Source organism: Zobellia sp. OII3 (assembly GCF_002211465.1).
Lineage (GTDB): Bacteria > Bacteroidota > Bacteroidia > Flavobacteriales > Flavobacteriaceae > Zobellia > Zobellia galactanivorans.
The window spans coordinates 198,964-212,058 of record NZ_MWRZ01000001.1; the positions used below are offsets into that span (position 1 = coordinate 198,964).

Genomic DNA, 13,095 nt, shown 5'->3' on the forward strand with positions numbered 1-13,095 from the left:
AAATTTAACACATTTTAACTCCGTCGGCTAAAATTTTGAAGTAAATTTAAAGATACAACTGCTCTACATGATGAAAAAATCATATTGACAAGGCTTAAACTCATATAAATCTACAACCCTAAGAATAGAATCAATGCTGGGAAAAAAACTAATAATCGCATCGACCCTACTATTCTTGATTACGTGTAGTATTGTGTGGAACCTTTCCGTTCAACGCATCAATCTGTATAAAAAAAATATCTCCCTCGTAGAGGAGATTACGACCAAGAACAAACTTAAAGATGCGGAATCGCGACTTTTTGAACTCTACAACATCAGTAAAAAGAATGTCATTTTTCTAAGGGATCTTATCGAACTGGACCTTAAAACGAATATTCCTATAGAAATCACCCAACAGAAACTGGCCCGTTTTCTCAATATCGACAACAATTATTTTCAAGTCCGCCTAATCGACCGTAATGGCATGGAAACCATCCGGATCGAGAACAAAAACGATACGGCCAACACCAATAATCAATACAAAGGTGACCGAGACTATTTTAAAAAGGCACTGACCTTGCCCAAGGGAGAGGTATACATTTCGAATATCGACCTCAACATAGAAAACCATGAAGTGGAAGTTCCACATAGACCGACCATCCGGTTTTTTACCCCGATCTTTTTACAACATGAAGTCAAAGGTGTCGTAGGGCTGAACCTCAACGCCACAAAATGGCTGGATAACTTTAAGGGACAACACATCAGTTTTCTAAATTCAAAAAACGAGGTTTTCTATAGTAGTGATAACGAGAAATCATACGAAACCACTAAAATCGACCTTAATCAAAAAGACCCCTCCGGCGATCCCTATTACCATGTTCGTAATATAAGCCATGAAGGGAAGCATATATGGACCCTCTATACCAAACCCGACCTTGCATCCATACAGAGCCAATTGTCGGAATACAAAAAATCGACCTATATCACCTCGGCCATTCTAACCCTTGGCCTTCTCTTATTATTGGGCATCGTCTATATGCTCTATAAGAAGAATAGGCAAGTCAACACCCTTAACAGGATCGTCACCCAGCAACTCAACGAACGCAATACCCTCTTAAAAGAAATACACCACCGCGTAAAGAACAATTTACAGGTCATTACCAGTCTCTTAAGCCTACAATCGAGTTTTATAAACGACGAAAAGATAAAGGCCTTGTTCAGGTACAGCCAATACCGTATCAATTCCATGGCCATTATACATGAAATGCTCTACAAATCGAACGACCTGAATAGAATCGATTATGGCCGCTACGTCAACCAACTGGCTACGACCTTGATCGCTTCCATGAAGGGCCGAAAAAAGGAAATCGATTTAAAACTTGAAGCCGAAGAACTTCATTTGAACCTTGATACCTCGGTACCACTAGGCCTAATGATCAACGAAATCATTACCAACTCATTGAAGTACGGTTTTAAAAACAAAGACAAGGGTCTCATTACCATCAAATTCGAAAAAGCACAATACCCCAACTACCTTTTACACATTGGGGATAACGGAAGCGGTTTTTCAGAAACGGTGAACTTTAGGAATACCAAATCATTGGGCCTAAAACTCATTCATATGCTCACCCTACAATTAAAAGGCAACATAGAAAAAGACAATAGCGAAGAGGGCACTCATTATATAATAACGTTTCAAGAAATTGAACAGATATCTTAACAGTATGACTACAAAAGTTCTAATAGTAGAAGACAACCTGATTATACAAATGTTCATTGAGCACATCATTACCAATGTGGGCAGCACGCATGTAAAGACGGCCGACAATGGTGAAGATGCGCTCTACATCATAGAGTCGTACATGCCCGACGTAGTGCTGCTCGACATAGGACTATCGGGAACGCTCAATGGCATTGAAACGGCTACATTCATTAAGGAGAAATACAAAATTCCTTTTGTATATATTACGGGAAGCTCCGATTTAGGCACCTTGGAAAGCGCCCGAAAGACCGGCCCGATCCACATTCTCAAAAAACCCATAGACGAATACGAATTGACTTCGGAATTTGAAATCATACGCCAAAAGCTGTACGAATCAAAATTTGAAAGCTCAAAATAACCATACTGACTACGCGCCGAACCCCACTCCTAGGGGCAAAACCCACTTCCAAGTCCCTGCAGATCCGTTGAAAAACCCCCTATTTTTCAACAAAATCTTATTTTTGCCGCCACCTGTCCTTTTTTTTACGAAAATAAACTATCTTTGCACCGCTTTTGAAATGGTCGCGTAGCTCAGCTGGATAGAGCATCTGCCTTCTAAGCAGACGGTCCCAGGTTCGAATCCTGGCGCGATCACGACACTCAGAAAACCATGCTCTTATGAGCATGGTTCTTTGTTTTATGGAAAAACCAAAACAAAGTTTTAGGTTTTGGAAAAAAACAATGGACCGGGACGACAGCCCATGGTTTTCTATTTGCACCATTGATAAAAAAGGAACACTAAAGGTAATCCTGGCGCGATCACTCTTAGTAAAAAGGCTTCCGAATTATCGGAAGCCTTTTTTTATGCCTTTTCACCAGGCTAACCATTGGTTTGAAAACCTCTTCAACAACAGGGACTTCAGAAACGGCAAAAGCCCTATAGGGCCAGTGCTTTTCCTGTAAAAACAAGATATTAAACTATTTCGCTACAACCACGGAATCGCCAGCCACGAAAAACGCTTCAATTTCCGGGTCGACGCCATAGTTGACGGACAGCGTTGGGCTCTTGGTCTGAAGTTTTTCAAGAGCTTCCTTAGAAATGCCGGTTTGATACACATAGAGGTTTTTTAGTCCCTTCATATTTTCAAAGACCGGTATACTCTTATCGGTAATGGAAGTGGCATAGGTCTTTAAGAACTTCAGGTTTTTCAAGCTCGCCAACTTTTTAAGTTCGCTGTCACCTATAGGGGTTTTGTCGATTTCCAACCATTCCAGATTTTGGCATTTTGCAACAAAATCCATTTCCGTGCCCCCTATGGGCAGACCACTCAGGTCGAGTTCCACAATATGGCCAGCAATACGCTCCATGGCCACAATAGCCGCTGGATCGTACTCGGGCGGCAAATACACATCAACGCTCAATGCATTGGAATTGCTTGCCACCCGCTCAATCGTCAGATAATCCGATCCCAAGTTTTGTAGGGTGCTATCGGCCACGAAGGGCAAGTCCGCCCATTTTGACATGGCGTCGGGCTCCATAAGCCCTTTGATCAGTGCGACCAAGGGTTCGCTTTTGGGCAATTGATCAAAACGCAAGGTATCGGAAGCCCCTAAGGCCACCCATCTTTCCAAGATTTTGATTTCCGCATCCGTCAGGGGCGTTTTCCCTTCGGGAGGCATATGTTCTTCGTTTTCCAAGGGCAAGTGTAACCTGCCTATCAATTCGCTCTTAAGGGGCTCCCCTGCAACAATCGTATGCCCGCTTTTACCACCTTCCAGCAGTTCCGCCATATTGGTCATCAGCAATTCCCCCTTCTTTTTATTGGCATTATGGCAAGACACGCATTTGTCATCCAAGATACGCGCCACCACGTCGGTATACACTATTGGGTTTTCGGGTATCTCTTTTTGTTTTTTTGATGTCGGAAGGGCCAAAAACTCTTCCCCATGGGTCACCATTCCACCATAGTGTCCCGTAAACCCTACCAAAACGAGTAAAACAACTTGAAGTCCTTTCACGTAAACCGTACGGTCCAGCCCCCTATCGCTCAGAAGGTACCATACCGATGCCATAAGGGCCACGGCGCCGCCCATCCACTGGTGCCAAAAGAGCAAATCGCCCTTTACGGCCGCTTCCTTTCCGAGAAAAAAACCGGATATAGCGGTAAGCAGGGCCGATAATACGGCTATGACCAACAAGCGATGTGGAATTGGCCTTCCCGTCAACCCTAAAAAAGCAGCTATAAGCAAGAGTACGATCGGAAAGTGGAGCACCAAGGGATGCCAACGTCCCAACCACGCCACCAGATTGGGCAGTACGATATACGCATCAAAAACCAAACAAAATACCAGGAATACGGATAGGCCCAAAACGGTATAATCTACCCAACGTTTTTTTAAAATATCGGTCATCGGCTACGCTAAAAGGTCTTTGACTACATTACCGGCCACATCGGTCAATCGAAATCGCCGACCTTGATATTTATAGGTCAATTGCTCGTGATCAAGTCCCATGGCATGCATTAAAGTCGCATGAAAGTCATTTACGTGTACGGGATTCTCAATAACGTTGTATCCAAACTCATCGGTCTTCCCGTAATTGAGTCCGGGTTTGATACCGCCTCCGGCCATCCAAATGCTAAAGGCCCTTGGGTGGTGGTCCCTACCGAAATCGGTCGGATCAAATTTGCCTTGGCAATAATTGGTCCTACCGAATTCACCGCCCCAAACCACTAAGGTATCTTCTAACATGCCCCGCTGCTTCAGGTCCATGACCAGGGCGGCAGACGCCTGATCCACATCTTTGGCCTGGCCTGCCATGGCATTGGGCAAATTACCGTGTTGGTCCCACCCTTGGTGATAGAGTTGTATAAAGCGTACGCCATTTTCCGCCAATCTTCGTGCCTGTAAGGCGTTTGCGGCATAGGTACCCGGCACCTGACAGTCTTCACCGTACAGTTTGATAATCGATTCCGGTTCTTTTGAAATATCCATGACATCCGGCACCGACATTTGCATACGGTAGGCCATTTCATACTGGGCAATACGCGATTCTATCTCATCGTCGCCCGTCTCCACATGGTGTAGCTTGTTCAATTGGGAAACCTCGTTCAACAAATGGCGCTTGTCGGATCTTGAAATACCGTCGGGATCGTTCAAGTACAATACCGGATCTTTGCCCGAACGCAATAGTACCCCCTGATGTTTGGAATCTAAAAAACCACTTGACCATAGTTTGGAGTACAGTCCTTGGCTATTGCCCTTACCCCGTGAGGTAAGCACAACGAAAGAGGGCAAGTTCTTGTTTTCGCTTCCCAAACCGTAGCTCATCCATGACCCCATACTGGGACGACCCGAAATCTGGCTTCCGGTTTGAAAGAAGGTAATGGCGGGGTCATGGTTAATGGCTTCGGTATGCATACTGCGTACCACCGTGATATCATCGGCTATTTTTGCGATATGGGGAAAGTAGTCACTGATCCACGTTCCGCTATCGCCGTATTGCTTAAAATTGGTAGCCGCCGGCATCAATGGAAATTTGTCCTGCCCTGCGGTCATTCCGGTCAGGCGCTGTCCGTTCCGTATCGATTCGGGCAAGTCTTCCCCCATACGTTTGCGCAAGGTCGGCTTATAGTCGAACGACTCGAATTGTGAGGGTGCCCCGGCCTGGAATAAATAAATTACCCTTTTCGCCTTGGGGGCAAAATGGGGTATCCCCAAGGGCTGGGTCAAAGGTTGGGCATTGCCTCCCTTGAACAAATCGGGAATCAACAATGACCCTAAGGCCAAGGAACCGATACCCACACTCAGTTGTGAAAAAAAATGGCGTCGATTTCCCTTTAGCGGATTTTCTTTTTGGTTTTCGTCTTCTTTCATGGCCTATTCTTTTGTAATGGTTTCGTCTAAATTGTAAATCACCTGTGCCGTAAGCATCAGGGCTGCCGTTTTTCCGGGATCGACCGGTAATTGTTCGTATTCACCGACCGCGATCAGCTTTTCTGCACTTTCACTATCGTTCTTGTATTGCTCCAATGCGCTGTGGTAATAACCGTTCAAGGTCAATAACTCCTCTTCCCTCGGACTCCGCACAAGTATGCGCTTAAATAGGGTCGCCACAATATCGGGATCATCGGGGGTGGCCTCTATACAACGTTGTGCCAAGACCCTTGCCGCTTCCAATACCTGGGTATCGTTCTGCATCACCAGGGCCTGTAAGGGCGTATTGGTCTTCTGCCTCCGTACTTCCGAATAATCCCTTGTAGGCGCATCAAAAATCGTCATGTTCGGCGGTGGTAAAGTCCGCTTCCAAAAGGTGTACAACGAACGACGGTACAAATCTTCCCCGGTATCGGGTACGTATTTGGTAAGTACCCCGCGGTGGCCCCCCGCATTGGTCTCTTCCCATAGACCCGCAGGTTGGTAAGGTTTTACGCTAGGCCCTCCCAGTTCAGGGTTGAGCAAGCCGCTTGTGGCCAGAATATAATCCCTGATCATCTCACCGCTCATTCTAAAGCGCGGTGCCCGTGCCAACAATTTGTTTTCGGGATCGGCCTTTTTGAGATCGGACCGCAATTCCGATTTTTGCTGATAGGTTGCCGATAGCATTATCTTTTTTAGGAGGTACTTGATATCCCAATCGTGTTCCACAAAATCTACCGCCAGCCAATCCAATAGTTTGGGGTGGGTAGGCAGGCTTCCCTGAACTCCGAAATCTTCGGAGGTCTCTACCAAGCCCTTACCGAACAACATGGCCCAAATACGGTTTACATATACCCTTGCCGTTAGCGGATTTTCTTTATCGACCAGCCACTGCGCAAGTCCCAATCTATTCTTTGGAAGGTCATCGGAAAAGGCCAAAATGGCCTCGGGCGTTTTAGGGCTCACCGAATCTGCCGGTTGATCATATTGCCCCCTGTTTAATATATGGGTCGTTCGCGAAGCCGAATCGTTCATCACCATCACATTGATCTGCGACAGGCTATCCATATGGATAAACGATAAAACGTCTTCCGTTTCCTCCTTTGAAATAGTGATATAAGGGGGGTCGGCAAAGAATTTTCGCCTTCCTGCCTGAACGGCATCCATCTGCAAGCCCTTTTCATTGACCTGATTAAAAAAGGCGAACATCTCAAAATAGTCGGCCTGAGAAATGGCGTCGTACTTGTGGTCATGGCATTGGGCGCATTCCAAGGTAATCCCCAAAATGCCCTTCCCCAGTGTATTGGTGCGATCCAAAACGTAATTGGTACGATACTCTTCTTGGATTACCCCTCCTTCCTGGGTTATGGGGTGGTTGCGGTTAAAGGCCGTGGCCAGTATCTGCTCCTTGGTTGCATTGGGCAATAGATCACCGGCCAGCTGCCAAGTTAAAAACTCGTCATAGGGCAAGTTTTTATTGAACGCATGGATAACCCAATCACGCCAAGGCCACATGGTACGGTAACTATCGTCTTGATATCCGTGCGAATCGGCATAGCGGGCAACGTCTAGCCAAGACTGCGTCATACGTTCACCATAGGCGGGCAACGCTAAAAAAGTATCAATGATCTTGGCTACATCGGTTTCCGACCTAAGCTGTTCCACCTGCTCTAGCTGGGGCGGCAAACCCGTTAAATCTAAGCTTATCCGTCGTATTAAGGTTTCTATGGCTGCCCTTTCCGAAGGGACCAAACCTTTTTCTTCCAGTTTTTCCAAAATGAAACCATCGATTTCGTTCTGCACCCACTGTGTGTTTTCCGTTTGGGGGGCGCTTTTCTTTTTAGGAGGAATATAAGCCCAGTGCTTTTCGAACTTTGCCCCTTGTTGGATCCATTTTTTTATTAATTTCTTCTCATAGGAATTCAAGGCCAATTTTGAATCGGGAGGGGGCATCAACACATCGTCATCATCGGAAACGACGACCTGGTACAACCTGCTTTTCTTCAAATTTTCAGAAACGATGGGATAGTGTCCGGGGTTTTCGGAAAGCTCCTTAAAAGCTGCCTCTTCCAAATCGAGACGCAAGCCCGCCTTTCTTTTATTGGCATCGGGTCCGTGACAGGTATAACAATTGTCGGAAAGAATAGGTTTGATATGAAAATTGTAATCTACGGTTTCAGGAAGCTTCATATCGGAATAGGCATTCTGTTCCCTATCGAATACCCCTTTCTTATATAGGAAAAGAAAACCGATCAAACTTGCCAAAGCTACTGCAATAATTACCTTATATTTCATTTTTAGGAATAGTACATTATACACTTAATGTTATTCCTTAAAAGTAATCGTTTAGGGCTCTGTCGGCAACTCAATGAGTTGTACTTTTTCGCTATTCTTTAGTATTTTTTGAATATTCAGCCTCGTTTTCAATAAAATCACCAAAACTATCAATCAAAAGATAAAAATACATCAAGGCCAAAGCAGACATAGAGAGGTTAGGCCGAGAGTGTACTTAAGGCCAACCAGACCATGAGTCCCCCGCCGACCTCAAGGGCGGACTCATCAATATCAAAGGTGGGGGTATGCAAGCCCGAGCCAATATGCTTTTCCGCATTGCCCACACCCAACATGTAGAAGCAGGCGGGACTTTGTTGGCTGTAATAGGCAAAGTCTTCCGCAGCCATCCATTGGTCCAACCCTAACACGTTTTCCTTGCCGAGATAGTCTTCGGCCAAGGCCTTTAGCCGCTCGGTCAGTACAGGCTCGTTTTTTAAATGCGGGTAGCCGTGGTTGATCTTTAGCTCGCAACGGCCTCCCATGGCTTCGGCCAGTGTCGTCACCAATTTGTCGAGTTGTCCCAAAGCGGTCTTTCGCCAATCTTCGTCCAATGTTCGGAACGTACCTTCTATGACCACCTCATCAGGAATGACATTTATAGCCCCATCGGCGATTACCTTTCCAAAAGAAAGTACGGAAGGTATTTTGGGATCGGCCCTACGGCTGACCAATTGCTGGGCGGCCACTATGATATGGGAAGCGATCAAAACGGGGTCTATGGTCTTTTCGGGCATGGCGGCATGCCCCCCTTTCCCTTTGACCGTTAAAAAAAGTTCGTCCATACTGGCCATAAACTTTCCGGAGCGGAAACCTACCTTTCCCACCGGGATATCGGGCCGTACGTGTTGCCCTAAATGCGGAAGGCTTCCTAAAGCCGTATAGGCCTTCTCACGGATGACCGCACTCGCTCCACCTGGACTCAACTCTTCCGCAGGTTGAAAAAGCAGCTTTACGCTTCCTGAAAAATCTTCCTTCAATTCCATTAAAATCTTGGCACAGAGTAAAAGCGAGGCACTATGGGCGTCGTGACCACAGGCATGCATGACCCCATCGTTTTTGGAAACATAATCGACCGCATTGCGTTCCTGAATGGGCAAGGCATCGATATCGGCCCGTAAGAGTACCGTTTTTCCCGCTCGCCCCCCATGGATGGTAGCCAAAAGGCCCGTTTCGGCAACCGATACAATATCGGTCACCCCTAGCGACAACAATTGTTCTTTAAGGTAGGCACAGGTACGGTGTTCTTGAAAGGAAAGCTCAGGATGCTGGTGCAGATACCTTCTTACGGAAACAAACTCGGGAGCATATTGGGCGGCAAGCCTTTTAATCTTTTGACGTTCATCCATAGAAAAGGTTTTTAAAAGCCGACCTCCGAAAACACCTTAGTTTTTTGAGAAGCGCAGATCGAAATTAACGGTAACCTCGTCCCCTACGATAATCTGCCCGAACATCGCCGTGGGGGGTTCCATTCCATAATCTTGTAAGGTCAATTGCTTTTTTCCTGTAATTTTCAATCCTTCGGAATCGGATTCCATATCGACCGGAATCTCCACGGAATTCTCTACACCTGCGATGTTCAGCACCCCTACAAAAATCGATTTATCCTTTACTTCCTTAAGTTTGAACGTTATGGTCGGGTGCTCTTCCTTCTTAAGGGCGGCGTGCATTTTTTTATCCATGGCCGCTCCACGTTCACTCTGAATATTCTCGACGGCCACCTCAAAATCGATTTCGGTAGGCGCCGTACCGTCGTAACCCAATCGGCCCGAAAGGGCATTAGCCGCAACCGTCCAATCGTGCACGGTAGAAGTGCCACTGATCGTCAATTTACTCTGATCGGAAAGTACGTATTCATCTTGTGCCCTTCCCACAAAGGTAAAAGCGACCAAAAGCCATACTAAACATATATTTTTCATTGTAAGCATATGGAGCCAATTAAGTGATTGGCGTTATTAATTCTATTTCAACCTGACTTAGTACGCCCTACTATTCGTCCAAAACAATTTGCCAGAACTTTTTCTGCTCTTCAGGACTGGGCTGTTTCTTAGGACTCACCAACCGAAAGCCAACATAATTGGAATCGGTAAACCACCAAAAACTCTTTGGGATCTGGGGATCTCTTTTTTGTTGTTTCAGACTTGAGGCCGACCGAGCGGATGAACGCAGTTTATCGGCATCATCGTCCCATGAGCCCCCTCTGTACGACCTCGGGTGTATTACCGTGGGTGTCACCCATGGATTTTTAGCATCGGTTGTGGCATAGGCATCGCTCTTATACTCGTCCAAGGTCCATTCCGCGGCATTTCCGTGCATATCGTACAAGCCCCAAGGATTCGGTTTTTTACTTCCTACTTTGGCATACTTCCCATCGGAGTTTTTATAATAGACCGCATAGTCATCCAATTGCGCAAGGTCATCCCCAAAACTGTAGGCCGTTTGTGTTCCCGCTTTTGCGGCATATTCCCATTCCGCCTCGGTAGGCAATCGATAGAATTTTCCGGTCACGGTACTGAGCCATTTGCAATAGACCAAGGCCGAATAGGCCGACATACTCACGGCAGGAAAACCGTCCTTGCCCATACCATAGGAAGGATCCTCATATGGTGGGCTTGGTCGGGTGATCGCATCGATTTTCATCACCTTATCATTCTCCAATTTAACAAATAGCTCTTTGTTCTGCTTAAAGAACAGTTCGAACAAATCCCAAGTCAATTCATGTTGGGCCATATAAAAGGGGTCGAGTTCCACTTCCTTCCGAGGTCCTTCATCGGCCTTTCTGTTCGCTTCAGTTTCTGGACTACCCATGGTAAATTTTCCCGCGGGGATGTAAACCATCTTAAACCCCTTATCGGTGCCGGGTACGATTTCAGTATAACCTTCAACAGCTTCCGGAACGGCTTTAGCGGTAGACGGGGTCTCCGTCTTTGCTTCTGGAACTGGGGTTTCTGCCGCTGGTTTTGAAGTTTTACAAGACTGTAGCATCACGCCTAGAAGGCAGACTGCCATGGTAACTTTAGTATACGGAATTTGCATTGATGTTTGGTTTTTGTTAAAAATAGCTTTTTTTATCGATAGAACACAAACCCGCCCGCCTTAAAAACACAGTACGGACAAAGAGATAACAAGACTTACAGCTTTTGTTTGAAAAAGCAACAAAACCAATGATGGCATAACATTGTGGGGCACGGTCCACAAAATCGCTTCACCAAAAATAGCCTATATTTGGGCCTACACTAGAAATGATAAGCGCGATGAAAAAAATAAAACTACTCGTCCTTGCCCTGTTCGTATCGGCAGGTGTATTGGCTCAAAAGTCAAATACAAAAACCCTGGAAAAGTTCAACGAACTCAAAGTCTACGATCGTATTATCGTTAAACTTGTAAAAAGCAACGAGAACAAATTGGTCATTACCGGCGATGACAAGGATGAAGTAAACATCTCCAACAAGAACGGACTCCTAAAGATAAAAATGGAGTTCGATAATTTCTTAGATGGGAACGAGGCAAAAGCCACCCTATACTACACCGAGGAACTCACCTTGATCGATGCGAACGAAAACGCAAGCATACAATCCGACGAAACGGTAAAAGGGGAACGCGTTGAAATCAAGACCCAAGAGGGAGGACAGATAGAACTAAAAGTGGACATCAAGGATCTTTATACTAAATCCGTTTCCGGCGGGGAAGTAACCCTTAGCGGTTCGGCCGACCAGCAAGAGATTATGGTGAATACGGGAGGAAAAACCTACAATAAGCAGCTTGACACCAAGGAAACCACGGTAGTGGTCAATGCCGGGGGAAGGGCCGACGTAAACGCCTCCGAAAAAGTTAGCGCCAAAGTACGTGCAGGTGGATCCATCTACATTTACGGAAACCCTAAAAGCGTTGAAAAGGACAAAGTCTTTGGAGGAAAGATCAAAGAAATGGATTAAGCCTATTGCTCAATATCACGGGCTTCAAAGGCTACCAGTTCGTTATCTTGGAATTGCGGACTTACCTCTATCGGATTACAACAGACCTCACAGTCTTCGACATAGGTCTGTTTGCTTACGGACGGGTCCATCAACATAGATATCTCTTCCCAGCAATACGGGCATTGAAAAAAGTGTTCGTACATGCGTATCGGGTTATAGGTGAATCAAACTACGCCGCTTTGACGACTCGTAAATGGCATTTATAAGTGCCACGGATTTTCTGGCTTCCTCTCCATCTACCATTGGCGGCCGCTTCATCTGGATGGCCTCGACCATATCTTCGAGTACCGTTTTATGGTTTTCATGACCGATTGCGGTCGGATCCGAAGCCCCACTCCCCAAGGTTTCCGACGATACACCTTTAGGGTCTTCCCCTTCGACATTCCAAGCAATGATCTGCCCCCCTTCCATAATGATACTACCTTTCTCCCCATACACCTCCAAGCGCTCGGGATAGCCAGGATAAAGGGCCGTTCCTGCCGTAAGGGTGCCGATGGCCCCATTGCTATAATTCACGAGGGCAGCGCCCACATCTTCCCCTTCAATTTTGTGTACCCTCGTTTGCACATGGGCATAGACCGAAACAACGGGGCCCATAAGGTTCATAAGTAAATCTATGGTATGGATGCCTTGATTGATAAAGGCCGCACCACCATCCAAAGCCAGGGTACCGCGCCATTCGCTCTTTGCATAATAGTCTTCTGACCGATACCAATCGATACTGGCGTTTCCCATAAGCAGCTTCCCCAACTTACCCGACCGTATGGCCTCCTCGGCACGTTTATAGTCCGCCGCACATCGATTTTGAAGAACACAGCCCAAATAAACCTGGCGTTCTTTGCACAAGGTGATAAGGGCATCTATCTTTTCCGTGGTTACTTCTAAGGGTTTTTCACTTAAAATATGCTTGCCCGCCATTGCCGCAGCCTCGATCGCCTCCCCATGTTTACCGCTCTCGTTGCACACACATACAAGGTCGATATCGCTTTCGGCAAGAAACTCTTGGTAATCACTAAAGACCGGATATCCGAATTCGGCCTCAACTTCCCTAGCCCTATAGGGAGATGTAGTACATAGCGCCACGACCTTGGCCGTTGCCATTTCTGAAATACACTTGAGATAGGTGCGTACGATGGATCCCGTACCCACGATTCCGATACCGATTTGCGACATGTAAAAGCTATTTTG

The 13,095-nt window shown here is 46.2% G+C and carries 11 protein-coding genes and 1 tRNA gene; 4 read left to right on the forward strand and 8 right to left on the reverse strand.

Features of this window, described 5'->3' with window-relative positions; all coding sequences use genetic code 11:
* The first annotated feature begins 133 nt into the window (after positions 1-133).
* From B4Q04_RS00780 to B4Q04_RS00790, 3 genes are all read left to right on the forward strand, one after another.
* A complete protein-coding gene (locus B4Q04_RS00780; protein WP_088695724.1) occupies positions 134-1,699 on the forward strand; it encodes a sensor histidine kinase in 1,566 nt (521 codons plus the stop codon).
* A gap of 4 nt (positions 1,700-1,703) precedes the next feature.
* On the forward strand, positions 1,704-2,099 hold the full coding sequence (locus B4Q04_RS00785; protein WP_013992495.1) for a response regulator: 396 nt from the start codon (positions 1,704-1,706) through the stop codon (positions 2,097-2,099).
* Between the two features lie 162 nt (positions 2,100-2,261).
* Positions 2,262-2,335, forward strand: a tRNA-Arg gene (locus tag B4Q04_RS00790).
* Positions 2,336-2,659: 324 nt separating this feature from the next.
* On the opposite strand, the gene B4Q04_RS00800 is transcribed toward B4Q04_RS00790, so the two are convergent.
* The 6 genes from B4Q04_RS00800 to B4Q04_RS00825 form a co-directional block, all read right to left on the reverse strand.
* Positions 2,660-4,093: a c-type cytochrome domain-containing protein gene (locus B4Q04_RS00800; RefSeq protein ID WP_088695726.1), complete on the reverse strand. Its 1,434-nt coding sequence runs from the start codon at positions 4,091-4,093 to the stop codon at positions 2,660-2,662.
* A gap of 3 nt (positions 4,094-4,096) precedes the next feature.
* Positions 4,097-5,557 carry a DUF1501 domain-containing protein gene (locus B4Q04_RS00805; RefSeq protein WP_013992498.1) on the reverse strand — a complete coding sequence of 487 codons (1,461 nt, stop codon included), beginning with the start codon at positions 5,555-5,557 and terminating at the stop codon, positions 4,097-4,099.
* A 3-nt stretch (positions 5,558-5,560) separates the two neighbouring features.
* Positions 5,561-7,894 (reverse strand): PSD1 and planctomycete cytochrome C domain-containing protein, encoded by a 2,334-nt coding sequence (locus B4Q04_RS00810; protein WP_088695727.1) that lies wholly within the window; start codon positions 7,892-7,894, stop codon positions 5,561-5,563.
* A gap of 197 nt (positions 7,895-8,091) precedes the next feature.
* The gene (locus tag B4Q04_RS00815) at positions 8,092-9,279 is read right to left on the reverse strand and encodes a M20 family metallopeptidase (protein ID WP_088695728.1); all 1,188 of its coding nucleotides are present in this window, start codon (positions 9,277-9,279) and stop codon (positions 8,092-8,094) included.
* A 36-nt stretch (positions 9,280-9,315) separates the two neighbouring features.
* Complete coding sequence (locus B4Q04_RS00820) at positions 9,316-9,849, reverse strand: YceI family protein (protein ID WP_161496032.1); 534 nt, start codon at positions 9,847-9,849, stop codon at positions 9,316-9,318.
* Positions 9,850-9,919: 70 nt separating this feature from the next.
* On the reverse strand, positions 9,920-10,966 hold the full coding sequence (locus tag B4Q04_RS00825) for a formylglycine-generating enzyme family protein (protein ID WP_236630949.1): 1,047 nt from the start codon (positions 10,964-10,966) through the stop codon (positions 9,920-9,922).
* Positions 10,967-11,184: 218 nt separating this feature from the next.
* Here B4Q04_RS00825 and B4Q04_RS00830 point away from each other — a divergent pair, with 218 nt between their 5' ends.
* The gene (locus B4Q04_RS00830; protein ID WP_046287364.1) at positions 11,185-11,865 is read left to right on the forward strand and encodes a head GIN domain-containing protein; all 681 of its coding nucleotides are present in this window, start codon (positions 11,185-11,187) and stop codon (positions 11,863-11,865) included.
* A 2-nt stretch (positions 11,866-11,867) separates the two neighbouring features.
* Here the strand turns inward: B4Q04_RS00830 and B4Q04_RS00835 are convergent, their stop codons facing one another.
* Both B4Q04_RS00835 and B4Q04_RS00840 read right to left on the reverse strand, forming a co-directional pair.
* Positions 11,868-12,050 carry a CPXCG motif-containing cysteine-rich protein gene (locus B4Q04_RS00835; RefSeq protein ID WP_046287365.1) on the reverse strand — a complete coding sequence of 61 codons (183 nt, stop codon included), beginning with the start codon at positions 12,048-12,050 and terminating at the stop codon, positions 11,868-11,870.
* A 10-nt stretch (positions 12,051-12,060) separates the two neighbouring features.
* Positions 12,061-13,080: a Gfo/Idh/MocA family protein gene (locus B4Q04_RS00840; protein ID WP_088695730.1), complete on the reverse strand. Its 1,020-nt coding sequence runs from the start codon at positions 13,078-13,080 to the stop codon at positions 12,061-12,063.
* Between the last annotated feature and the right edge of the window lie 15 nt (positions 13,081-13,095).